The 24,194-nt window shown below is 29.6% G+C and carries 23 protein-coding genes, 1 riboswitch and 1 other annotated feature (1 of these 25 running past the window's edge); of the genes, 3 read left to right on the top strand and 20 right to left on the bottom strand.

Going from position 1 to position 24,194, the window contains the following annotated elements; translation table 11 throughout:
- Window positions 1-41 precede the first annotated feature (41 nt).
- From I4V16_RS12340 to I4V16_RS12330, 3 genes are all read right to left on the bottom strand, one after another.
- Entirely contained in the window at window positions 42-1,637 is a 1,596-nt protein-coding gene (locus I4V16_RS12340; protein ID WP_049177095.1) for a hypothetical protein, read from the bottom strand.
- Entirely contained in the window at window positions 1,630-2,343 is a 714-nt protein-coding gene (locus I4V16_RS12335) for an ABC transporter ATP-binding protein (protein ID WP_049177096.1), read from the bottom strand. The genes I4V16_RS12340 and I4V16_RS12335 overlap by 8 nt, the downstream gene beginning before the upstream one ends.
- A 167-nt stretch (window positions 2,344-2,510) precedes the next feature.
- On the bottom strand, window positions 2,511-3,353 hold the full coding sequence (locus tag I4V16_RS12330) for a DegV family protein (RefSeq protein ID WP_049177097.1): 843 nt from the start codon (window positions 3,351-3,353) through the stop codon (window positions 2,511-2,513).
- A gap of 134 nt (window positions 3,354-3,487) precedes the next feature.
- Here I4V16_RS12330 and I4V16_RS12325 point away from each other — a divergent pair, with 134 nt between their 5' ends.
- Window positions 3,488-4,165, top strand: a complete 678-nt coding sequence (locus tag I4V16_RS12325; RefSeq protein ID WP_049177098.1) for a L,D-transpeptidase family protein — start codon at window positions 3,488-3,490, stop codon at window positions 4,163-4,165.
- A gap of 118 nt (window positions 4,166-4,283) precedes the next feature.
- Here I4V16_RS12325 and I4V16_RS12320 read toward each other — a convergent pair whose 3' ends face one another.
- Window positions 4,284-4,796: a PaaI family thioesterase gene (locus I4V16_RS12320; protein WP_049177099.1), complete on the bottom strand. Its 513-nt coding sequence runs from the start codon at window positions 4,794-4,796 to the stop codon at window positions 4,284-4,286.
- Window positions 4,797-4,926: 130 nt separating this feature from the next.
- On the opposite strand from I4V16_RS12320, the gene I4V16_RS12315 reads away from it, so the two are divergent.
- Window positions 4,927-5,580: a hypothetical protein gene (locus tag I4V16_RS12315; RefSeq protein ID WP_111937749.1), complete on the top strand. Its 654-nt coding sequence runs from the start codon at window positions 4,927-4,929 to the stop codon at window positions 5,578-5,580.
- Between the two features lie 17 nt (window positions 5,581-5,597).
- Here the strand turns inward: I4V16_RS12315 and I4V16_RS12310 are convergent, their stop codons facing one another.
- From I4V16_RS12310 to I4V16_RS12265, 10 genes are all read right to left on the bottom strand, one after another.
- On the bottom strand, window positions 5,598-5,777 hold the full coding sequence (locus I4V16_RS12310) for a hypothetical protein (RefSeq protein WP_195619070.1): 180 nt from the start codon (window positions 5,775-5,777) through the stop codon (window positions 5,598-5,600).
- A gap of 151 nt (window positions 5,778-5,928) precedes the next feature.
- On the bottom strand, window positions 5,929-7,437 hold the full coding sequence (locus tag I4V16_RS12305; protein ID WP_049177877.1) for a DUF1846 domain-containing protein: 1,509 nt from the start codon (window positions 7,435-7,437) through the stop codon (window positions 5,929-5,931).
- 282 nt (window positions 7,438-7,719) lie between these two features.
- Window positions 7,720-9,081, bottom strand: a complete 1,362-nt coding sequence (locus I4V16_RS12300; RefSeq protein WP_049177874.1) for an MATE family efflux transporter — start codon at window positions 9,079-9,081, stop codon at window positions 7,720-7,722.
- A gap of 133 nt (window positions 9,082-9,214) precedes the next feature.
- Window positions 9,215-9,586: an ACT domain-containing protein gene (locus I4V16_RS12295; RefSeq protein ID WP_027099302.1), complete on the bottom strand. Its 372-nt coding sequence runs from the start codon at window positions 9,584-9,586 to the stop codon at window positions 9,215-9,217.
- Window positions 9,587-9,810: 224 nt separating this feature from the next.
- The gene (locus tag I4V16_RS12290) at window positions 9,811-10,380 is read right to left on the bottom strand and encodes a xanthine phosphoribosyltransferase (protein ID WP_195966880.1); all 570 of its coding nucleotides are present in this window, start codon (window positions 10,378-10,380) and stop codon (window positions 9,811-9,813) included.
- Entirely contained in the window at window positions 10,364-11,713 is a 1,350-nt protein-coding gene (locus I4V16_RS12285; protein WP_195966879.1) for a nucleobase:cation symporter-2 family protein, read from the bottom strand. Before I4V16_RS12285 ends, I4V16_RS12290 begins: the two co-directional genes overlap by 17 nt.
- Window positions 11,714-11,846: 133 nt before the next feature.
- Window positions 11,847-11,948: riboswitch (purine riboswitch) on the bottom strand.
- A gap of 181 nt (window positions 11,949-12,129) precedes the next feature.
- Window positions 12,130-13,410 (bottom strand): PTS sugar transporter subunit IIC, encoded by a 1,281-nt coding sequence (locus I4V16_RS12280; RefSeq protein WP_111937747.1) that lies wholly within the window; start codon window positions 13,408-13,410, stop codon window positions 12,130-12,132.
- Between the two features lie 108 nt (window positions 13,411-13,518).
- Complete coding sequence (locus tag I4V16_RS12275) at window positions 13,519-14,256, bottom strand: ABC transporter permease (RefSeq protein WP_049177865.1); 738 nt, start codon at window positions 14,254-14,256, stop codon at window positions 13,519-13,521.
- On the bottom strand, window positions 14,249-14,947 hold the full coding sequence (locus I4V16_RS12270; protein WP_195966878.1) for an ABC transporter ATP-binding protein: 699 nt from the start codon (window positions 14,945-14,947) through the stop codon (window positions 14,249-14,251). The genes I4V16_RS12275 and I4V16_RS12270 overlap by 8 nt, the downstream gene beginning before the upstream one ends.
- 1 nt (window position 14,948) lies before the next feature.
- Complete coding sequence (locus I4V16_RS12265) at window positions 14,949-15,878, bottom strand: ABC transporter substrate-binding protein (RefSeq protein ID WP_195966877.1); 930 nt, start codon at window positions 15,876-15,878, stop codon at window positions 14,949-14,951.
- A 151-nt stretch (window positions 15,879-16,029) separates the two neighbouring features.
- Here I4V16_RS12265 and I4V16_RS12260 point away from each other — a divergent pair, with 151 nt between their 5' ends.
- Window positions 16,030-16,944 (top strand): prenyltransferase, encoded by a 915-nt coding sequence (locus I4V16_RS12260; protein ID WP_195966876.1) that lies wholly within the window; start codon window positions 16,030-16,032, stop codon window positions 16,942-16,944.
- A gap of 31 nt (window positions 16,945-16,975) precedes the next feature.
- On the opposite strand, the gene I4V16_RS12255 is transcribed toward I4V16_RS12260, so the two are convergent.
- The 6 genes from I4V16_RS12255 to I4V16_RS12230 form a co-directional block, all read right to left on the bottom strand.
- Window positions 16,976-19,312, bottom strand: coding sequence for an FtsX-like permease family protein (locus tag I4V16_RS12255; RefSeq protein ID WP_195966875.1), 2,337 nt, complete (start codon window positions 19,310-19,312; stop codon window positions 16,976-16,978).
- Window positions 19,312-19,977, bottom strand: coding sequence for an ABC transporter ATP-binding protein (locus I4V16_RS12250; RefSeq protein WP_049177858.1), 666 nt, complete (start codon window positions 19,975-19,977; stop codon window positions 19,312-19,314). The genes I4V16_RS12255 and I4V16_RS12250 overlap by 1 nt, the downstream gene beginning before the upstream one ends.
- An 85-nt stretch (window positions 19,978-20,062) precedes the next feature.
- Window positions 20,063-21,334, bottom strand: coding sequence for a HAMP domain-containing sensor histidine kinase (locus I4V16_RS12245; RefSeq protein WP_049177857.1), 1,272 nt, complete (start codon window positions 21,332-21,334; stop codon window positions 20,063-20,065).
- Window positions 21,307-22,005: a response regulator transcription factor gene (locus I4V16_RS12240; RefSeq protein WP_242974226.1), complete on the bottom strand. Its 699-nt coding sequence runs from the start codon at window positions 22,003-22,005 to the stop codon at window positions 21,307-21,309. The genes I4V16_RS12245 and I4V16_RS12240 overlap by 28 nt, the downstream gene beginning before the upstream one ends.
- 404 nt (window positions 22,006-22,409) lie before the next feature.
- Window positions 22,410-23,579 carry an aminotransferase class I/II-fold pyridoxal phosphate-dependent enzyme gene (locus I4V16_RS12235; protein WP_049177853.1) on the bottom strand — a complete coding sequence of 390 codons (1,170 nt, stop codon included), beginning with the start codon at window positions 23,577-23,579 and terminating at the stop codon, window positions 22,410-22,412.
- Window positions 23,576-24,058 (bottom strand): Lrp/AsnC family transcriptional regulator, encoded by a 483-nt coding sequence (locus tag I4V16_RS12230; protein WP_049177851.1) that lies wholly within the window; start codon window positions 24,056-24,058, stop codon window positions 23,576-23,578. Before I4V16_RS12230 ends, I4V16_RS12235 begins: the two co-directional genes overlap by 4 nt.
- 50 nt (window positions 24,059-24,108) lie before the next feature.
- Window positions 24,109-24,194: a binding site (T-box leader), on the bottom strand; it runs 165 nt beyond the window's last position.

Here is a 24,194-nt window from a genome sequence, read left to right as displayed (position 1 = left end):
AAAGGAATAAATTTCAATAAACTTATTCCTTACACTTTATCCTATAACTTTTTAAAATATTCCTGTCCTTTAGTATTTAAAATACGTACTACTAATGCTACCAATATACTCTCTATTACTAATGATATTATCATAAACATGATAATGTTAACTGATGGTAATAACTTATATACTCCAAATCCTATTCCTACAGGGATGATTGATAAGAATATTGTTATAGTTACACTAATAGTATTTTTAACTGCTTGTATTTCTTGTTTCCAATCAAACTTTGGATAAAGAATGTTTATGAAAAGCCCTGAAATAGCTATAAATACATTATAAACACTTGCAAATACAATTATAAAAATAGTATCTATAATTGATAAACTCAATCCAAATGAAATAATTAGAGAGCTTATTACTATAGCAGGTATGCTTAATATTAAGCTCATTGATACCTTTGCTTTAAATATATCCTTTATATCTATAGGTAAACTTTTTAATATCCAAAGATTTTTACCTTCTATTGATATAGAGGATGGAGTTGTAGATGCCATTCCAGACATTACACCAAACATTGCTGCTACTGCTAAAACTATTACTCTTCCAGCGCCCTTAGATATCATGCCTAATACTTCATCCCCTGAAAATACTGATACTACACTCATTATTACTAGCATAGCTGTTATTCCCAAAGTATTAAAAACATATGAAGTTGAAGCAAAGTATCTCTTAAACTCTTTATTTAGTAAAGTCTGATACATACCTTTTTGCTTTAATTTTGATATCTTATAATTAGATTTTTGATAACTCTCTCCTAGGTTAGAATTTATTTTCTTAAAGCTTCTACTAAATATAAATACAAATAAAATAAATGGAACTATAGAAATAGCTATAAATTTTAATAAATCACCTACATTTCCATTAATTAATGAAGATGCAAACCAAGCAGATGGAATATATGCCTTTTCAAAAATATTTTCTATACTACTTGCATTCATCATCAAATAAGACATAAAATCTTGTGCCTTTAATGAACCTATAAAAATTACTATTATTACTCCAATCATTCCTATGCTATATATAATCTTACTAAATCTAAACTTTGAAGACATAATATTAAGAATAAAAGCTACTATGGAAGCTAGTATTATAGGTATTAGAGGCAAAATGACTATTCCTACTATCATATATAAGAAGCAACTTATACTAGCTGTACTTTTTATATAATAAACAATTGTAGAAGGTATCATAACCAATGCACTTATACCAATATTCAATGATAACAACTCTATTAGTTTACTTGCTAAAATAGTTCTTAAGCTTAATGGCAATGATAATAGAAAATCTAAGTCCTTACTGCCAAATATTGTTCCATCAGCTTTGAATATTGAAAGCATAAATGTAATTATTACGGTTATTAACGAAGCTACCATTGGTAATAAATGTACTAAGTTAATTTGAGCTAAAGCCTCTCCTATTATTTCTGCATAAACTGTTGCCATAATTATTACTGATATGGCTATAACTAGCATCATTCCAAAGCTCTTAATACTTTTGCTTTTATCTTCTTTTGCTATTTTTTTATTAATTAGTGCATTTAATCCAAAGTTATTTATATAATTTATCTTTAATAATCTAAACAAACTATTCATTATCGATCAACTCCATAAACACATCTTCTAAGGAACTTGTACCCTTAACTTCCTCAACAGTACCATATGCAGCTATCTTTCCGTCTTTTATAATGGCTATTCTTCCACATAGTTTTTCTACAACTTCTAATACGTGACTTGAGAAAAATATAGATGCTCCTTCTTCACATATCTCCTTCATTATACCTTTTAAAGTATGAGAAGCCTTTGGGTCTAATCCAACAAAAGGTTCATCAAGTACTAATAGTTTAGGCTTATGAATTAATGCAGATATTATTGCTAACTTCTGCTTCATACCATGTGAGTATGATGATATTAAACTTCCTAAATTATTAGTTATCTCAAATGCATCTCCGTACTTTTTTATCAACTCTTCTCTTTGAGCTTCTGATACTCCATAAACATCCGCCACAAAATTTAAATACTGTATTGCTGTTAATGATTCATATAAATCTGGATTATCAGGTATATATGCCATAATTTTTTTACATTCAATTGGATTATCCTTTATAGACATTCCATTTATTAATATATCACCCTCATCAAATTCATTTATTCCAACAATTGATTTTATAGTTGTAGTTTTACCTGCCCCATTATGTCCAATAAACCCAAATATTTCTCCCTCTTTAACCTCTAATGAAATATTATCTACTGCTCTTTTATTTCCCTTATATACCTTAGAAAAATTATTTATATTTAACATACTTACCCCTCCTTTTATCTGTTATATATAATATATAACAACACTATCAAAAGTTCAATATAAATTATTATTAATTATATTTTTACATACTCTTTTTATAACCCCTACATATTCCTAGACAATAAAAAAGAAGGAAAATTGCAAAGCAATCTTTCCTTCTTACAATTTTATTCTTCTAATATGCAAACTCCCAGTGCTCCTGGTCCAGTATGTACTCCCATAGTGGCTCCTATCATCTCTAATGATATATGAGATATGTTTGTATGGCTTTTTACACTTTCATATAAGGCCACAGCTTCATCATATGAAGCACCATTTAATATCCAAACCTTGCATCTAGCATTTTCTAAACGCTCATGGATAATTGATCTTAGCTTAGATATTGCCTGTTTTCTACCTCTACATTTACCCCATGGATATAATTCCCCTTCTTCATTAGCAGAAATTATTGGTTTTAAATTTAATATTTCACCTACTGCTCCTGCTACCCTACCTATTCTTCCACCTTTTCTTAAAAATTCTAAGGTATTTAAAGTAACAAAGGCATGTAGTTTTATTTTTACTTCATGTAGCTTGTCTATTATTTCTTCAGGAGTTAGTCCTGCCCTTATCATTGAAGAAGCTTCCAATACCAATGCTCCAACAGGAAATCCTAATGTCTTACTGTCATATAAATGAAACTTTATTTCTTTATGATCTTCTATTAATAACTTTACGCTATTTAGAGTACCAGATAATCTACTTGAGACAGTAACTACTATAACGTCTGTATATCCTTCTTCTTTTAATCTGCGAAATAAGTTTTCTGTATATTCTAAATCCGGTAAAGAAGTTGTTGGAATTTCTTCACTTAATGATTTGTATAATTCATCCTGCGTAATATTTACTTGGTCTAAAAATTCTTTATCCTTGTAAATAATTCTAAATGGTAGCATTTCTATATTATTGTCTCTTCTTGTCTTTTCCCCTAAATCGCAACTACTATCAGTTACTAAAGCTATTTTTTGCAACGGCTAATCCTCCTTAGTTATATCTCTCTCTTAGAATAACACAATATGTTTACGTTAACAATTATTTTCCACTGTATATTTTTTTACATTTTTTCTAATCTTATATATATATATAAATATAAAAAGGTGATTATATGAAAATTAAAAGATTTTGTTGTTTTTTTATCATTTTTGTAACTTTATTTTCTCCATCTTACAGTTATGCATTTGATACTACTTTAGAAAATAAAGACTATATTATTTTTATAGATATTAATGAATTATCGCTTTCATTACTTGATAAAGAAACTAAAACATTAGTAAAGAAATATCCTATTGCTATAGGAAAAAAAGAAACTCCATCTCCAATAGGTAATTGGAGAATAACTAGTAAAGCCTTAAAGGATGGTCCTTTTGGTGGATACTGGTTAGGTCTAAATGCTCCTTGGGACACTTTTGGAATACATGGTACTAGCAATCCTGGATCAATTGGTAGCCTTGCATCTAATGGCTGCATAAGAATGTATAATGCAAATATAAAGGAAGTCTTCTATGCAGTTAATTATGATACACCTGTTATTATTTATAGCGGTCCTAGTTGGCTATTTTCACCTTATGCTAGAGATATAAAACCAAATGATAAAGGTACCGATGTTTATTATGTTCAAAGGACTTTAAAATATTTGAATTATTATTCTGGCACTGTAGACGGTATTTATGGATACCCTTTAGAATTAGCAGTAAAGAAATATAAAGAAGAGCACCAAATGGATGATACCCCAATAATAGACAGAAAGTTTCTAGACTCTATTGGGTTATATAAGTTTGAATAAAAAAGTGGTGGATATTTATTTTGCTTGTTCCGTCGCTACGCTCCAAGTCACACCAAAACAAATATCCACCCTACTTATACTTAAGGTAAAAAAAGAGAGGTATTACCCTCTCTTTAATTTATAATTCAATTTCAGTTGGATCAGTATCTTTTAAATTAGGAAACCATTCTTCACTAGTCTCCTCATTTGTATCAAAATTAGCTATTTTTTCAATAGGCATTTTTATATACCTTCCTTTTGCAGTTACTGCAACATCTCCATTAGGTAATATAATTTCTCCTGTTCCTTCAAACATTCTATTAGTTTCTTTCGTTATTCTTCCAACTATCTTAATTTCTCCTTCTAAAGGTACTGGCTTTCTATACTTTGTTGATAGTTCTATTGTTACCCCCCATAAATCAGGATTATTAATTGCAGCTGCCCTTCCTATAGTTTCATCTAATAAAGCAGCTGACACACCTCCATGCCCTCTTCCCGGGAAGCTTTGATGCCCCTCTTTAAACTTACATATACCTACCAATTCTCCATTTTCTAATTCATAAAAATCTGTTTTTAATCCTAAATCATTTTCTGTTCCACAAACAAAACACATTTTTCCTACATTTTGTTTCTTTAAAACTTTATACTTCATATGTAACCTCCCAAAAAGTAATATAATACCATTATATCATTTTTGGTTTGGCAATCAAAATACATAAGACTTTTTATATTATAGCTTTTCTGTTAAAATCTAATTAACATATTTTATTTTGGAGAATTATATGAAAAAAGATTATAATAAATCAATTATTATTAAGCCTAAGAATAAAAGAAAATATTTTATTTTATTAATTCCTATTATTTTTATTTTAGTATTTATGTTTTTTAAGTCTAAACCATTTTATAATATTTCATTCCAAGACTGGAACACAAACTATCTTAATTATATATCTGAAAATACTAGTAATAAAAATATAGAAACAAACTACTATAATTACAAAATAAAAAATAAAGATATAGTTGAAGCTTCACAAGAAGATAGGGACATAGTTTTAGTAATATCTAAAGAGATGGTGAGTCCGGAAAAATATAATATATTTTTCTCCTACCTTTGGATTCATAATCCTATAAAATTTGATAAATATCAAATTTCATTAAATAATTCTAAAGCTGTAGATACCTCTAACATTAAAAGAAAAATAATAAATAATTCTAACTTAAAGGTAATAGCAGAATGTAATTCCGCATTTTCAATAGCACCTGGAACAGATGAATTATTTTTTTCTTACTTCACTAAAGAAAATTATACTAATGGTCCTTATACCTCTGATATAATTTCCTTTCCAACTACTAACATCAAGGATTTACTTATAACTTATGAATTTAAATTAGAAGATAGAAAAAATACTTATAAAATTCAAATACCAGGTTTATAACCTGGTATTTTTAATTCTTAAATAGGTCCTGCTTTTTTATTTCCTGTTTTAGCTTTTCCTTGTATCTCTGGAACAACAGGATCTCCTTTTCCATATCTTTGTTTATGATTACTTTCTGTTCCATGAGGCTCATTAACGTCTGGTCTTCTCATACCTGCCTTAGCCATAATATCACTCTCCTCTATTATTCTTAACAACTTTACTCAATGATATTATTTGTAATACAGGCCCTCTTCTATTCATAATATTTAATTCCAAAAATATATAAATATATAAATATATAAACACATAAATATAAGAACTTATATTTTTTTATTTATAATAATAGAAGCCGCCATTGGCAGCTTCTTAGTTATTATCAAATAGATTTGCACTTGGATATTCAGCATCACATGTAACGTCTATACCTAACTTACCAAATGTTTGTTCATCACTTCTTGAAAGTATTGTTGTAGAGTGAGCTTGACAACCTCTTAATTCACCTAACTTACTCATTGCAACTTGTGCTGTAGGATTTGTTGCTGCTGATATGCTTAATGCCATAAGTACCTCTTGGCAACTTAACGCAACATTTCTTTCCTTCAAAGTATTTCCCTTTAAATTCTTAATAGGTTCTAATATAACTGGTGAAATTAAGAATATATCATCAGCAATCTTAGCTAAATGTTTAATAGCATTTATAGTTGCAGCAGCTGCTGCATCCATTAATGATGAACTCTTACCTGTTACTATAGTTCCATCGTGTAATTCTAACGCTACTGCTGGGCAAATTTCATTTTCACCCGCCATAAGCTTCAATTTAGCTGACTTTTCTCTTGCAGGAACAACTACTCTTCTATCAGTTTCCTTAAGATTAACTTCTTCCATTATAAGTTTAGCTCTATCGTAAGTTTCCTTATCAACATAACCTTTCTTATATTCACATCCAGTCTTAAAGTATCTGCTTATAATTTCTTGATTTGAAGCTTCTTTAACTACTTCATCATCAATAATACCAAAGCCAACTCTATTAACACCCATATCTGTTGGTGATTTATAAACTGATTCTTTACCTGTTATCTTTTCAATTATTCTCTTTAGTACTGGGAATGTTTCTATATCTCTATTATAGTTAACAGCTATTTCACCATATGCATCCATGTGGAATGAATCAATCATATTTACGTCTTTTAAATCAACTGTAGCAGCTTCATATGCTATGTTTAAAGGATGTTTTAATGGAACATTCCATACTGGGAATGTTTCAAATTTAGAGTATCCTGCTGTATTTCCTCTTTTAAATTCATGATATAGCTGACTTAAACATGTAGCAAGCTTTCCACTTCCTGGTCCTGGTGCCGTTACTACAACTATTGGTTTTGTAGTTTCAATATATGGATTCTTACCATATCCTTCATCACTTACTATAGTATCTACATCTGTTGGATATCCTTTAGTTGCTCTATGTTTATAAACCTTAATGCCTCTTCTCTCAAGCTTGTTTATAAATACTGTAGTTGCAGGTTGATCATTAAATCTAGTAATAACAACACTATTTACATCTAAATCATATGCTCTTAAATCATCAATAAGTCTAAGAACATCCATGTCATATGTTATACCAAAGTCGCCTCTTATCTTATTTCTTTCGATATCTCCAGCATATACACATATTACAACTTCAACTTTTTCTCTTAATTTATGTAATAACTTTATTTTTGCATTTTCATCAAAGCCTGGTAAAACTCTTGCAGCATGTTTATCAAACATAAGTTTTCCACCAAACTCTAAATAAAGCTTATCATAATTATTAACTCTCTCTAAAATATACTTTGATTGCTCTTCTAAATATTTTACATGATCAAATCCAATTTTCATACCTTACCTCACTAAAATAATTTTTTCTCAGAAATCACATTTTCATATTATTGCATAAAGTAATTACAGTGTAAATTTTACTTGAATACAATCTGAGTTTATTAGTGTTAATTCTACTCTTTTCTTTAATTATTACATTATTATACATACCTACTTAAACATTGCAATTAAACTTTATTAGTGATATTATGTTATACGTATCACCCCTTTTTTAAGGGTAGCAAAAAGAGCAGGAAATATATTTCTCTGCTCTTTTTTTATTAAATATTTTTTATAAATTTCTTATTCTGTTTTATCAACATCTTTAAATTTCTTTTTATAAAATACCATAAAACAAGTAACTGTAGTTAGTGTCGCTATTACATCTGCTATTGGCTCTGCCATAAGTACACCCTTAAGCTTATCTTGGAAGAAGCTTGGTAGTATATATATTAAAGGAACTAATAAAACTACCTTTCTTAATAAAGCTAAGAATAAAGATATCTTTGCTTGCCCTAAGGCTAAGAATGTTTGTTGACAAGCTATTTGTGCACCAAATACAAATATCCCCAAGAAATATATTCTTATTGCCCATGTAGTAATTGCTACAAGCTCTGGCTCATTGTTAAATATACCTACAAAGAGATTAGGGAACAACATTAATAATGAACACATAATTACTGTAAAACTTAAACAACTTATTAGTGTTAATTTAAAAGTTTTCTTAACCCTATCCATCTGCTTAGCTCCATAATTGTAACTTACTATAGGTTGAGCCCCTTGAGCTAATCCTTGAAGTGGCATAAGTATAATTTGCATTATACTACTCATAATAGTCATTGCACCAACTGCTATATCTCCACCAAACATAGATAATCTAGTATTTAATGATATAAGAACTAAACTTTCGGTTGATTGCATTATAAATGGTGATACTCCTAAAGCCATAGTTGATCCGACAACCTTTAAATCTGGAACCATGTATTTTTTTCTTATCTTTAAAATACTTTTCTTTCCAAACAGAAACTTTAATACCCATAAGGCAGATACCATTTGCCCTGCAACAGTTGCTAATGCAGCACCCTTAACTCCAAGATCAAATACAAATATGAATATAGGATCAAGAACAATATTTATTACTGCACCTATTACTACAGTCATCATACCAATTTTAGCAAATCCTTGTGTATTAATATATGAGTTCATACCTAAAGCAATTTGTACAAAAATTGTTCCAAGAACATAAATAGATAAGTAATCTAAGGCATATCCTATAGTGGCTTCACTAGCACCAAATGCCCATAAAATAGGTTCTTTAAATATAAGAAATCCTGTAGTCAATATAACTGCTATGATAAGAAGCATAGAAAAACTATTACTCATAATCTTTTCTGCTTCGTCATTATTTTTTTCTCCCATTTTTATAGCACAAAGTGGTGCTCCTCCCATACCAATTAAAGCACTAAATGCTGAAATAAGCATAAGTATTGGAAACGCTACCCCTACACCTGCCATAGCTAATTCTCCATTATCCATTCTACCAATGAATATTCTATCTACAATGTTATATAGAACATTAACTAGTTGGGCAACTATAGCTGGCGCAGCTAAGGATATTAGCAACTTACCAATATTACCTTTTCCTAAATCATTTGTTTTCTTCATACATATCCCTCTTTTTCTGAATTTTAATTCATATAATATTATAGTTATTTTCTTTATTATTTACAATAATTATTATTTTAATTATCTATAAACATATCCTCAAAAATAAAAATCACATTTCTGTGATCTTCATTTAAATAATATTTATATTATTATCCGATAAAACTTTTATACTCTTTTCAAAGTTTTCTTCTTTTACTAGTATATAATCTGTATCAAATGTAGATACCACAAATATACTTATTTTTTCTTTAGCTAATATACCACTTATCTCTGATAGTATACCTATTAGTGAAAAATCTAAAGGTCCTTCTACTTTTAACACCCTCCACCCTTTTTCACTCTTTATCTCATTTGGAATATTCTTATCTATACATACAATACTAAGCTCATCCTCTGTTCTTGTAATAGAAATAAAATTCTTTGTGTCTACCCATAAAGGAACCATATCCTCAGATTCTAATCTGCATATAGCATATCTGTCCTTTAATACTTTAATATTCACCTATATTACCTCCCTATAAGATTTCCAAAATATTCACTTTTATTATATCTCTTAATTTATATTATGTACAACAAGATTATGGTAACAAAAGTAATTTACATATAATTGATAATATAGTTAGGTGATACACCTTGCCTCCTATTTATATTTATAATCTTGATTACAAAAAAGAAGCTCTATCAATTAGCAGAGCTTCTATCTTATATTTATTATCTTTTTCTACCCTATAAGAATTCTATTAAGTCTTTTCCTAATTTCTTGATTCTAGCTAAAGAATACACATCATACCCTTTATCATCAAGCATTTTTCTTCCTGGTTGGAAAGACTTTTCTATTACAATACCAATTCCACCAACTTTAGCTCCCGCTTCCTCTACTAATCTTATAGCCCCTAAAGCTGCCTCACCATTAGCCAAAAAATCATCTATTATAAGGACATTATCATTTTCACTTATGTACTTCTTTGAAAGAGTTAACTCATAGTCACTCCCCTTTGTAAACGAATGTACTGTTGTTTGATAAACTTCTCCATTTAATATTTTAGATGTTTGTTTTTTTAGGGTTACCATTGGTAAATTCATTTGCAATGCAGTCATAACTGCTGGTGCAATTCCAGAGCTTTCAATAGTAAATATCTTTGTAATTCCCTTACTATTAAAATATTCTCTAAAGTATGTACCTATTTCGTACATTAATTTAGCGTCAACTCCATGATTTAAAAATGAATCAACCTTTAGTACATTTTCATTTAAAGCTCTACCTTCTGATAAAATCTTATTATGCAACTTCTCCATCTTCTATATTCTCCTCTATAACTTTTTTATCCTCTTTTAACACCTTATTTAAAACAAGCGCTACTATTGTTCCAGTAGATATTCCTGACGCAAATATCATTCTTAATCCTTCTGGTAAATTAGCTATAAAATCAGGACGGAATGTTACCCCTAATCCTAATCCAATTGCTGTAGCAATAATTAATAAATTTCTATTATTTATTTCAACTGTACTCAATGTTCTTATACCAGCAGCTGCTATTGTACCAAACATTACTATACCAACTCCCCCTAATACAGGTTGAGGCATAATATTAATTAATGCTGCAAATTTAGGGAAGAATCCTAAGCCTACTAATAGTATACCAGCCATTATTGCCACCGAGCGACTAGCATTTCTTGTAAGAGGTATAAGCCCTACATTTTGACTGAATGTTGTATTAGGGAAAGTACCTAATACACCTGCCATAGCACTTCCAATACCATCAGATAAAACTCCTCTACCAATTATCTTATCATCCGCTTTAATCTTTGATACTTGACATATAGTTGCTAAACATCCTACTGTTTCAATAGTTGTTACTATATAAGCTGGTATAAATGCAATAACATTTTTAAAGTCAAAGTTTACTCCATATTCAAATATGTTAGGAAGTGCAAACCACTTTGCTTCATTTACTAAAGAAAAATCAACCATTCCAAATGGAATACAAATAATATATCCAACAACCATACCAATAAGAACCGAAGCTGTACTTACCATTCCTTTTCCATATCTATTTAAAAGTAATGTTATTACTAAAACTGTCATTGCTATTACAACATTTCTTAAACTACCATAATCTGCAGCTCCTACTCCTCCTGCAGCCCAATCCATAGATACTGGTATTAAAGTTAAACCAATTAAACATACAACTGTTCCTGTAACTAATGGTGGAAAAAGCTTCATTAAAGGTTTAATAAAAAAGCTTAGTACTACTTCTACAATTGATCCTAAAATAGTTGCACCAATTATTCCTGGTAACCCAGCCACTGACCCTACTGTAATTGCCGGAGAAACAAATGTAAAATCTGTACCCATTATACATGGAACTCTTGCTCCTATTCTTCCTATACCTTTTGATTGTATTATTGTTGCTATACCTGATGCTAATATTGTTGCACTTAGAACAGCTGTAGATGTTGCCCCATCAAGTCCTAAAGCACTTGAAATTACAAGAGGTACTGCTATGATTCCTCCAAAAGCTGCAAATATATTTTGAAATCCTAATAAAATTTGAGTAGCTAACTTTGGCTTATCATTTATTCCATATAATAGTTCATCGCTACCAACTGCTTGTCTATCTTTTTCCATTACGTTTTATCTCCCATCTAAATGTATTTTTATCAATAGCTCGTTTATACGTATTAGTGGAAGATTAATAAAAAATAATAAGCACCTCAAATTAATAACAATTTGAGGTGCAGAAATTCCAGTTAAATATTTTTCTTAACCAATCTCACCCCGTAGTCTGCTAATTTACGGTTAGCAGGTAGAAACTTTCGGACCCTATTTCCGATGATATACGAGCATATTTATTATATGCGAACATTATAGCATAAAAATATTCACTTTATACACATTTAGATTTTTTTTGACAAATACTTAAAATTTAAATGTTTTCATATAATACTTTAAAATTTTAGTTGGATAATTTAAAAATAATGTTAATGATACACTAAAAGTAAGGAACTATACCACATTATGATATAGTTCCTAATATAAATATTTTAATATTCATCCTTCATCTTATTTGCAGCAATTACAAACGGCATATATAAGATAACTGATAATGCAATTAATAATATTGCAAGCACAGCTGCTTTCCAGTCTCCACCTGTAGCTAAGAATGCTGAAATTACTGGTGGTGTAGTCCATGGAACCATAACTACTGTCTTAGCTATAATTCCTGCTGATGTTGCTAAGTATGCAATAACTAAACAAATTACTGGAATTAATATTAATGGAAGAGTATATATAGGATTTAGTACAACTGGCAATCCAAACATTAATGGCTCATTTATGTTAAAGCATGATGGAGCAAAAGCTAATTTAGATATTGCTCTATCAGATTCTTTTTTACTGAATATTAATAATGCTATAACTAATCCTATAGTTGTACCAGTTCCACCCATATTTACAAATACATCTAAAAATGGCTTTGTAACTATGTTTGGTATAAACTGGTGAGCTTCTAAAGCCTTTATATTTTCATCAATAGCAGTAAGTAATGTTGGTTCTGTAATTGGACTTAATACGAAAGATCCATGTAAACCAAAACTCCATAATATACCTTGAAGCATAACAACTATTATTATACCCGGTAACCCTTGGAATGCTGCCTTAATAGGTGTTTGAATAACATTAGTTATAATTTCGTATACATCAATACCTGTAAACTTTATAGTTAAGAATGAAACTAATCCAAATATAGTTAATGTAAATGTAGCTGGAATTAATAAATTAAAGCTCTTAGATACTGTTGGTGGTACTGAATCTGGCATACTTATCTTTAAAGCATTAGATTTTTGGAATAATCTTAAAAGCTCAGTTGATAATATTGAAGCTATAATTGCAACAAATAATCCTGTTGGAGATGTAAATGTACTTGAGAAAGCTCCTACAGTTTCTCCACCTACTGTTATCGCTCCTGGCATTAATGCCACAGTTGATGCAACACCTACAAATCCTGTTCCTATTCCATCCATATCATAATGGTTAGCAAGTTTGTAAGCTACTCCAAATGCTAAAAATATTGATAAAAATCCTAAAGTTCCGTTATAAACACTTACCCCGATATCCTTATAAGTATCAAAGTTTCCTAAGTTACCTAATAAACCATTTGTTGAATCTAACACTACATTGTTAATTAAAACAAAGAATGAAGCTATAATTACAAGTGGCATTACAGTTATAAATCCGTCTCTAATAGCAGATAGATATCTATTTGACGAAAATTTGTTTGCTATAGGTCCTAGTATTTCTGCTAGTTTTTCTGAAAATTGTCTCATTAGTGCGTCCTCCTAGTTCGTTTAATAGTGCAAAAGTAAATAATCATTCAACCTTGTTTTTAGCTTTTATATGATAACTTCTCTCACCTATTATGTCAATGTTAATTTCTAGCTATTCCAAAGACATATTTTCTTCTCTAAATAATCAATAACTTTGAATATTATCAAAGACATAATGCTTAATGCCAACACTCCTGCAAACATTCCCCTGTAATCAACCATAGACCAGGAATTCATTATAAAATACCCTAGTCCATATCTAGTTGCATAGTTTTCACTAAAGAATAATGCAGAGATAGCTATTCCAATACTAACTCTTAAAGCTGAAAAAACCTTTGGCAATATTGCTGGTAAAATAACCTTAGTAATCATATCTATTCCATCAAAATGCATTACCTTTGCTGATATTAATATATCCTTATCTATTTCTTTTACTCCATCTTTTGTTACAATTATTATTTGAAATATTATTATGGTAATCATAAGAATAATTTTTGATTTATCCCCGATTCCAAACACTACCATAAAAATAGGAAGAAATGCTATTTTAGGTATTGGATAAAGTAAATAAGTAATAGGTGAAATTATTTTATCAATATATTTATTTACACCTAACAGAATCCCTATTGGTATTCCTATAAGTAGGGACATTGTTATGGAAGACATTATTCTATAGAAACTGTATATTATATGAAATAAGAAATCCTTTTGAAACAATTTAACAAGCTCTTTAAGTGTATCATAGGGCGTTGGAACCATATTGGAACCTATAGCAAAACTTAATAGCCACCACAATATAACAACCATAGCTATACCATATAAAGGGGTTATAATCTTTTTAATCATATAATTCCTCCCTCACCTTACTACAAATTTCTATATACTCTTTTTTACACCTTATATTTTTATCTCCAAAATATCTATTAGAAATTATTCTATGAATTTTTCCTTTTTTCATAACAACAATTTCTTCCCCTAAAAATACAGCTTCTTCAATACTATGAGTAACTAATACCATTGTACTGTTTCTAGTTTTCTTTATATCTAAAAGTAAATCTTGTATCTTTTCCTTATTTATAGAATCCAATGCAGATGTTGCTTCATCTAAAAGCAAAATTTCAGGGTTACTTATAAGAGTTCTTCCTATTGCAACTCTTTGTTTCTGGCCACCGCTTAATGCTTTTGGATATTTATTTTTATATTGATATAACCCCAATTCCTTAAGAATTCTATCAACTAACTCTTTCTTTTCTTCCTTGGCCATCTTTATATTATTTAAGCCAAGCTCTATATTTTTTTCTACTGTAAACCAATTAAAAAGACCTAAATTTTGAAGTATTAAAGATGTGTTTCCCTCTATTTCTAATTTTCCCTCATAATTAGAAACAAGCCCTGCCATAGTAAATAGCAGGGTTGTTTTTCCACATCCTGATTCTCCTATAATGGCATAAGACTTTCCTTTTTCAATAGATAAATTAATCCTATCTATTGCTACTTCTTCTTTATACCTTACTGTTAAATCAGTTATATTAATCATTCTATTTTACAAACTTTCCTTCTAATAAAGCTTCTGGTTTTACAGTTAAATCTTTATTTAAAGTCTTTGATGTCCAATCAATAATACTTTGTAAATATTCATCACTTGGAATAGCTGCCTTCTTGTATGTTGGTAATACCATAATATCCTTAACTTCTAGATTAGTATTTGGTATTTTTTCTACAAGAATATCTCTTGCTATTTGAGGGTTCTTATTTATTTCATCAACAGCCTTATTATAAGCTTCATGGAAGGCCTTTATAGCCTTCTCTTTTTCAGCTATTGCTTTTCCTGTAAACACTAAACAATCTGGTGAGAACTCATCATCCATACCATATAAGTTTTTCTTTAATCCTTTTAATTCTCCATTTGAAGCAACTGGCTCTGGGAATAACCCCATATCTAATTCACCACTTTGTATAGCTGCAAGTCTTGCTGGTATTTCATTTATAAATACTTTTTCTATGTTATAGTCCTTACCAAGCCATTTATCTATAAGATAGTTTGATACGCTTACTTCCATCATTCCAACCTTAATATCCTTTTTACCAGATACATCTCCATTAGAAAGAACAGGGAACATACCATCTGTCATAGTTGTAGCTTTTATATCAAATCCACCATCAACATTTGTAGCAACTGCAATAAAATCTGTCATAGCACCATCTATTTGATAACTTTGAAGTGCACTTTGTCTGTTTTGAGCATTAGAATAAATTTCTATCTCCACATTAATTCCAGCATCTTTGAAGTAACCATTTTTTTCTGCTATTAATATTGGTGCAGTATCTACTGCTGGCATTAATCCAATTTTTAAAGTTCTATTTTCTTCATTTTCTTTTGAAAGATCACCCTTACTTGTACACCCTATAGCAGTTAAGGAAAATACTGCCACAAGTAGCATTACTATCCACCCTTTTAAGTTTTTCATTTGTTAATCCTCCTACAAACTTTTTTAATCCATTTACCATTATATTTAAGTACATTTAATAATTCAAGGAAATTAAAACATTTACTCTTTAAATTTGTCAAATTATATGTGATAATATATTAGTTATTTTAGAGAGATAGGATGAATTATTATGAAAAATTTAACGAAAGATTACTTAAAAAAGTTTATAAAAGATAGTTGGATAGCATTCAGGCCATTATCATTAACCTTAGCTGTTGGTTCAACAACCCTTGGAATAATAGCAGCATATTTGGACGGTTCTATGAAAAATCATTCTTTAGGCTATAACATTTCCCTTATTACTATGATTACTATAGCCGGAATACTTGCTCAAGGTGGAGCTAACCTTGTTAATGATTATTTTGAAGGTGACTTTAGATATTATAGACCTTCTGGAAGAAAGAGAAAATTTTTAGGTGTAGAAAGAACTTACTTCGATATTTATGTATTCCTACTTGCTATGGCATGTTTTGCTGGTGCAGCATTAATTGGACTAGCCCTTATATATCTTACAGATATAAGAATGTTTTGGATTGGACTTGTTGGAATAATAGGAGCTTATGCCTACACAGGAGAACCTTTTGTATATAAAACTAAAGGATTAGGAGTCCCCCTTTCATTTATATTAATGGGGCCACTAATGGTTCTTGGTGCATATTTCCCATTTAGTCAAAGCTTAAATGTATATCCTATACTAATAGCTTTACCAGCATCATTAATAATACCAGCATTAATGATTAGTAATGAAATGAGAGACTTCCAAAGGGATACTAAACTAAGCCTAGGAACATTAAGCGTTAGACTTGGAAGCAGATTTAGTTCAATTTTGTATAGGTCGCTTATTTATGGAGTTTATGTATTATCCCTATTATTTGTTTTTAATGGATTATACCCTTTATCTACACTAGTTGTATTTATAACTCTCCCTCTTGCTGTTAAAGCACTTAGAGCTGTTACTACATTCCAAAAACTTGGAATTCCATATACAAACAACCTACATTGGACATTTACATTAATCCTAATAGTTTCTTTACTACTAGGATAATTTAAAGGAGCTTTTTTCAAAGCTCCTTTTTCTATTCAATATATCTTATTTGCTCAACTACTGGAATTTTTACGATACTCTTTATAGCCATTCTATATACTAGCAATGGAATTACTATAAGAAGTAACACTACAATAACATTTTGTATTATAGGAAATGAATATATAGCATATGCCGCTTGTGTTTTAAAGGCTATATATAAGTAGTAACCTAATATATTTCCTAAGATTATTCCTATACTTCCTATAATTCCAGATATAAATATACCTTCTCTTATTATCATTTTTCTTAGCTCTTTTTCTCTAATTCCCAATGCTCTTATAATTCCAAATTCTTTTCTCCTAGATAAAACACTTGTTAAAATGGTAATAATATAATTTAAAACACCTAAAATTCCAATAACACTCACAATTAAATAGCCACCAAAATTTAATTGTTTTAGAGAATTACTCTGCTCATTATTAACTCCATCATAGGTTGTAAGTTCAATATTTCCATTGGATTTATATTCCTCAAACAGCCTTTGTTTTACACTTTCTACTTTGCCACCTTTAGTTTTTATGTGGAACACAAAATAATCTACATTATCAAAAGACTTGTTTCCTTCATAAAGTAATATATTATTATTTGCTTTTACCGTAGTCATTATATCAAACCCATTGACTATTGCACCTACTTCATAACTATCAATCTCATCATTAACCTTTATTTCAACTTTATCTCCCACTTTATAAGGTATCTCACTTACATCATTTTTATATGGTATAATCACTTTATTTTTACCATCATACTCATTTTTATCTAAAGAACCTTCTATCAAATTATCATCTAGATTCTTTAAATCACTTGAATTTATAGAATATAAATCATAACTTTTATCGCCTATATATGATCCAACCTTTTTGTTGCCATAAGCATACTTTACATCACTATAATTTATAATATCCTTAGCACTTTTTTCTGTTATTCCTCCATCCATATAGTAGGACATATCATTATTTACAGCTACTTTTATATCTTCTGCTACAAAAGATGATCTTATATAATTTTGAAGGCTCATACTATTTAAAACTGTAGAAACTGCTAAAAATAAAATAGCACTTATTGATAGGGATATAATTATGGTCATTGTAGCCCTCTTATTTCTCAATATATTGCTTTTAGCTAAATCATTAAGAACATTATTACTCTCTTTAAATTTAACTTCCTTAACCATACTAAATGATGAATAATTCATAGCCTCAATAGGTGACATTTTAATATTTTTCCTAACTGGTGCTAAAATAGATACAAAAACTGTTATTAAAGTTATGAATATTATTACAGGAATAAACCACAGCTTATATACTACATGCAAAGGAACATCAAGATTGACTGGTATCCTAGGTATTATTATTTTCCCAACTCCTACCCCTACAACTATTCCTATAGGTATAGCTATTATGGATAAAATAAATACTTCCCACCACATTACCTTTGTTAGTTGTTTTCTATTCATTCCTAAAGTTGATAAAAGTCCATAGTTTTGTACCCTTTCCGTAAAGTTAATAGATACCAAGTTATAAATAATAAAAAATGAAGTTAAAACAATTAGCAATGTCAATATAAAAAAGGCTACTACAATACCTTTTTCTGGCCCTAGCATAAATTCATTTATTATAAAATCCCCGTTTTCTTCTCCAAATATAGTACAAGGGGTATACCCTAAATCTTCAGCAATTTCATATAACTTCTTTTCTATATTAAACTTTCCCTTAACAGTTAATCCAACTGAATACCTTGCATCTTTTCCATTAACCATTAATGTTTTACCTCTTAATGCTATCTCTTTTGTTACATATCCATCATAAGAATTGGGTGCTGGATTCCCTTTTACATTAACAATACCGGTAATTTTAAATTCTTCTCCCTTTTCATTTGTTATATAGTCTCCAATATTTAATTTATATTTTTCACAAAATTTATCTTCTAGTACAATATCATATTTATCATTTGGAAGTTCACCACTAAGAATCTCTGTCCTATAAAAATCTAGCCATGTTTTATCACTATAATTTAAATAAATTTTCGAACCTTTATATTCTATAATCTGACCTCCTATAATATTTTCTCCAACTTCATCTACATAAGTATGATTCTTTATCCTACTTATATCTTCTTCATCCTTTAAACTAAAATATGCATTGTCAGCTCCAAATCCGTTTACTGCAAGATCTTCCTTGAAAGCCAAATTCAAGCTATAACACAATCCAAGTATAGTCATAAGAAAAGCGGATACTAAAGTAATTGAAAATCCAAGAACAATATTATTCTTTTTAGAAGTTAAGAGATTTTTAAACCCTAGCTCTCTATAAATACCGTTTCTCATCACTCAATCACCTTCCCATCTTCAACTCTTAATATTCTATCTCCTTGCATTGCTATCTTTGCTTCATGAGTTATTAAAAGAATTGTTTGATGGTACTTTTTTGAACACGCCTTAAGCATGGAAACTACCTCATCGCTATTTTTTGAATCTAAGTTTCCTGTTGGTTCATCTGCTAATATTATTGATGGTCTTGAAGCCAAAGCTCTTGCAATGGCAACCCTTTGTTGTTGTCCTCCTGATAATTTACTAGGTATTACATCTTTCTTTTGCCATATACCTAATGTTTTCATGATTTCCTCTACATATTCCCTATCCACCTTTTGATTATCTATTCTTATAGGTAATATAATATTTTCATATGCTGATAATATTGGTAGTAAGTTATAGGACTGAAAAACAAATCCTATATTCCTTCTTCTAAATAAACATAAGTCATCATACTTTAATTTACTTATATTTTTTCCTTCTATTATAATTTCTCCACTAGTAGGGTTATCTAGGCCACCTAAAAGATTCAGTAATGTACTTTTCCCAGATCCAGATGGTCCTATCAAGGTAACAAATTCCCCTTTTTGTATTGATATATTAATACCATCTACAGCTTTTACCTCTCCTGTACCTTGTCCATAATATTTCTTTAACTCTATAGTTCTTAATATCTCCATATATACTTCCCCCTTTATACCTCTACCTTTATTGTAAATCACCATAATAACAATTCATTAACAAAGTGAATAACATTTTTGTTATTTACTCTAAAAGTCCTTTATAAAAGGTAATTGTAAATATACTTCCCTTACCAACTTCTGAATTTAAGCCTATAGTTCCTCCCTCTTCTTCTATTATTCTTCTCGATAAATATAGTCCAAGTCCGGACCCCTCTTGCCTCTGAACATTAATATCTCTTCCTCTATAAAATCTCTTAAAGACCTTAAAAATTTCATCTTCTCCAATTCCAATTCCACTATCTTCAATAACTATTTTTATTAAGTCCTTCTCTTCTTGCAGGGATACCTTTACTCCTCCCCCCGATTCTGTATATTTTATAGCATTATCCAAAATATTTATTATAGCTTCCTTTGTCCACCTATAGTCATGTCTAAAAACAATATTTAGAAATTCGTTAAATTCTAAATTTACACCCTTCTTTAAAGCTTTTTTATAAACTCCATTTATTCCATCTATTAATGTATCTTTTAAATTATTAGGTTTTATATCAAGTTTCACTATTCCAGCCTCTAATCTAGAAACTTGCATTAATCCTTCACTAAGCCACTCTAATCTCTCAATGTCCTTACAGGATGTATTTATGAACTCTTCCCTTTCTTCTTCTGTTAAGTCATTTCCCTTAAGAAAGTTATTTGAAAGCTTCAATGAAGTAATTGGAGTTTTTATTTGATGGGATAAATCATTTATTAACTCTTTCATCATATTCCTATCTTTATCAATGTCATTAATGCTCTTATCTATGTTTTCATTTAATTTATTAAGTCTTGTATTTAAAAGAGCTATTTCACCTTCACCAATATCATTTCTATATTTATATCCACTTTTAAATGTTATTCTCTGTATATCATTGCTTAGTTCAAGAATCCAACTAGCACCTTTTTTAAAGATAAAAAATAATACTAAAAAGCAAAGAAATAATGATAAAAAAATAATGTTTATGATTAACAAATATAAATTTGTAGGTTCATTATAAAAAAGTTCATTATCTAAAGCACCCATATTTGTCCCATATCCTAGCTTATAAAAAAACTCTTCACCTATTCTTAACTTTTCCTCATCATTTTCAGAAAATAATATTTCATTCAATTCCCTATCATTTAATATGTTCTTCTCTTTTAATCCCCCAACTATATTTTGATATTTAATCATTTGCTTCTCTTCCAAACTTTTTAAATATCCACCTATAACAATACCTTGAACAAAGAAAATAAATATAAAAGCACTAAAAGAAATTATCAATCCTCTCTTTATTGTATAATTTCCATCTATCTCCTTATGCATTCCTGTGCCCATATGTACCCTACCCCTCTTATATTTTGGATATATTCTGGATTACTTGGAATCTCTTCTACTTTATTTCTTAATCTTCCTATGTTAACTGCAACAACATTCTCATCTACAAAGTCTCCATCACAATCCCATACACTCTCTAGTATCTTTTCTTTAGATAATATAATTTGAGGGTTATTCATAAAAAAGTGTATTAGCTTCATTTCTCTTTTTGTTAATTCAATATCTTTATCCTTCTTCTTAACCCTCATCTCCCTTTCATAAAACTTAATATCCTTTGACTCAATTATCCACTTATCTTTAATTTTATTTACTCTTCTTAATAGTGCATTCACTCTAGATATCAATACACATACACTAAAAGGCTTAGTGATATAGTCATCTCCTCCAATATCTAAACCATTCATTACATCTAGTTCAGATTGGGATGCTGTTAAAAATATAATAGGTATATTAGAATATGTTCTTACTTTTTCACACAAATCAAATCCCAGCCCATCTGGAAGATTAATATCTAATAGTATTAAATCAAACTTTTTACTATCTATTAACTTCTTTGCACTGCTTATAGTATCAGCTGTTTCTATTTCAAATCCTTCTTTTTTTAAGGCAAAAGATATTCCTCTAATTAAGGCTATATCATCCTCAACCAATAATAACTTCAAAACTATCACCCATTTCTTTACTATCGTGTATATACTAACATATTCTTCTTAAATAACCATTTTCCTCTACTCTATTTTACAGATAAAAATATTTATGCAAAAAATAGACACTATTTATGATAAGAATTAAGGCTATCATAATTGAAAAAATAACATATAATAAAATTAGCTAAATTAATTCATAAATTAAAACCTTATTTAAGACAAGTTCCCCCCAGGATCTTGTCTCTTTTTTTTCAGCCATACCACAGGTTCCAAAACTTACTTTTGGAGTTCTGCGGTGGCATTATAATTTTTATTTTTAATGTCTTAACATATTTTCACCACTCAATCTATGTATCAATAAGGGCACTTTCCTAGACGTTTAAAAAGGCTATATTAAAATAAATCTTATTTTAATATAGCCTGTGCATTTATTTTTTTTGTTTTTCTAAAAATCTTTCTATTCTCTTTAATGCTTCAATAATATTATCCATAGAGGAAGCATAGCATGTCCTAATAAATCCTTCACCACAATCTCCAAATGCATTACCTGGAACTGCTAATACTTTTTCACTCATAAGTAGTTTTTCACAGAATTCATCAGAAGTCATTCCTGTAGATTTAATACAAGGGAACATATAGAATGCACCATGTGGTTCAAAACATTCTAATCCAAGCTTCCTAAATCCATCTAATAATACTCTTCTTCTTCTATTATATTCCCTTACCATCTTTCCTACGCTTTCATCCCCATTTTTCAAGGCTTCAATTGCAGCGTATTGTGCAGTAGTAGGAGAACACATTAATGCATATTGATGAATCTTCTTCATAGCATCTATTAAAATAGGATGTCCACAAACATAACCCAATCTCCATCCAGTCATTGCATATGCCTTAGAAAATCCACTTATAACTATAGTTTTATCTCTAACTTCTGGAAAACTTGCTATAGAAACATGATTTTCTCCATAAGTTAATTCTGCATAAATTTCATCTGAAAGGATTATTATATCCTTATCCTTTAAGACATCAACTATAGGTTGCAAATCCTCTCTAGTCATTATTGCTCCAGTTGGATTATTAGGAAATGGAATTATAACGACTTTGGTTTTATCTGTAATTGCTTCTTCAAGCTCCTCAGCTGTAAGTTTAAAATTATTTTCTGCTTTTAAATTTATAACCTTAGAAGTAGCACCAGTAAAAGCAGTGCACCCTTTATAAGCAACAAAGCTTGGTTCTGGCACAATAACTTCATCTCCAGTTTCAACTAATGCTCTTAAAGCTATATCAATACCTTCACTACCACCAACAGTTACTATAATTTCATTTTTAGGGTCATAAGTTAAGTCAAATCTTCTATTTAAATAGTTTGCTATTTCTTCTCTTAGTTCTATAAAACCTGCATTAGAAGAATAGTGAGTATGGCCTTGCTCTAAAGAGTATATCCCTGCCTCTCTCACATTCCAAGGTGTTATAAAATCAGGCTCCCCAACTCCCAATGAAATAACATCTTCCATTTCATTTATCAAATCAAAATATTTTCTAATGCCAGATGGTGGCATATTCTTTACATCATCTCTAATCATATTTTCTAACATTATACAAATATAGCCTCCCTATCTTGAATCTTCTTCTCTTTAAATATTGTTCCATGATCTTTGTACTTCTTTAAAACAAAGTGTGTTGCAGTACCTGTGACAGCTTCTTGGCATGCAAGCTTTTCTGAAACAAATAATGCTACCTCTTTCATTGTTTTTCCTTCCACTATTACTGTTAAATCAAAGCCTCCTGAGGACATTAAATAACATGCCTTAACTTGATCAAACTTATATATTCTTTCAGCCACCTTATCAAATCCAACATCTCTTTGAGGTGTTATTTTTACTTCAATAAGAGCTGTTACTGTTTCCTTTCCTGTATTTTCCCAATTTATAAGAGTTGTATACCCAGCTATTATATTCTTTTCTTCATAATCTCTAATGGCTTCTCTAACCTCTTCTACTGTTTTTCCAACCATTAACGCTATCTGCTCATCAGTATATCTACTATTTTGTTCTAATATCTCTAAAATTTCTTCCACTACTTATACCTCCTATAATTTTTTTAGAATAAAAAAAGCTCCAATCCCAAATAAGGGACGAAGCTAAAATTCGCGGTACCACCCTAATAAGTAAAATATTTTTTTACTCACTCAGTAAGGATAATTTCTTATCCTC

Source organism: Clostridium sp. 1001283B150210_160208_E6 (assembly GCF_015669365.1).
Classification (GTDB): Bacteria; Bacillota; Clostridia; order Clostridiales; family Clostridiaceae; genus Clostridium; species Clostridium paraputrificum.
This window is presented reverse-complemented; position numbering and strand designations above follow the sequence as displayed.

Coding starts and splice junctions, on each gene's coding strand:
- I4V16_RS12245 (WP_049177857.1), bottom strand. CDS start 21,334: ATGGGCACAGGAATGCATAAGGAGATAGATGGAAATTATACAATAAAG.
- I4V16_RS12340 (WP_049177095.1), bottom strand. CDS start 1,637: ATGAATAGTTTGTTTAGATTATTAAAGATAAATTATATAAATAACTTT.
- I4V16_RS12265 (WP_195966877.1), bottom strand. CDS start 15,878: ATGAAAAACTTAAAAGGGTGGATAGTAATGCTACTTGTGGCAGTATTT.
- I4V16_RS12285 (WP_195966879.1), bottom strand. CDS start 11,713: ATGGAAAAAGATAGACAAGCAGTTGGTAGCGATGAACTATTATATGGA.
- I4V16_RS12270 (WP_195966878.1), bottom strand. CDS start 14,947: ATGATTAATATAACTGATTTAACAGTAAGGTATAAAGAAGAAGTAGCA.
- I4V16_RS12250 (WP_049177858.1), bottom strand. CDS start 19,977: ATGGAGATATTAAGAACTATAGAGTTAAAGAAATATTATGGACAAGGT.
- I4V16_RS12300 (WP_049177874.1), bottom strand. CDS start 9,081: ATGAAGAAAACAAATGATTTAGGAAAAGGTAATATTGGTAAGTTGCTA.
- I4V16_RS12335 (WP_049177096.1), bottom strand. CDS start 2,343: ATGTTAAATATAAATAATTTTTCTAAGGTATATAAGGGAAATAAAAGA.
- I4V16_RS12255 (WP_195966875.1), bottom strand. CDS start 19,312: ATGAGAAACGGTATTTATAGAGAGCTAGGGTTTAAAAATCTCTTAACT.
- I4V16_RS12260 (WP_195966876.1), top strand. CDS start 16,030: ATGAAAAATTTAACGAAAGATTACTTAAAAAAGTTTATAAAAGATAGT.
- I4V16_RS12315 (WP_111937749.1), top strand. CDS start 4,927: ATGAAAAAAGATTATAATAAATCAATTATTATTAAGCCTAAGAATAAA.
- I4V16_RS12320 (WP_049177099.1), bottom strand. CDS start 4,796: ATGAAGTATAAAGTTTTAAAGAAACAAAATGTAGGAAAAATGTGTTTT.
- I4V16_RS12305 (WP_049177877.1), bottom strand. CDS start 7,437: ATGAAAATTGGATTTGATCATGTAAAATATTTAGAAGAGCAATCAAAG.
- I4V16_RS12280 (WP_111937747.1), bottom strand. CDS start 13,410: ATGAGACAATTTTCAGAAAAACTAGCAGAAATACTAGGACCTATAGCA.
- I4V16_RS12290 (WP_195966880.1), bottom strand. CDS start 10,380: ATGGAGAAGTTGCATAATAAGATTTTATCAGAAGGTAGAGCTTTAAAT.
- I4V16_RS12325 (WP_049177098.1), top strand. CDS start 3,488: ATGAAAATTAAAAGATTTTGTTGTTTTTTTATCATTTTTGTAACTTTA.
- I4V16_RS12275 (WP_049177865.1), bottom strand. CDS start 14,256: ATGATTAAAAAGATTATAACCCCTTTATATGGTATAGCTATGGTTGTT.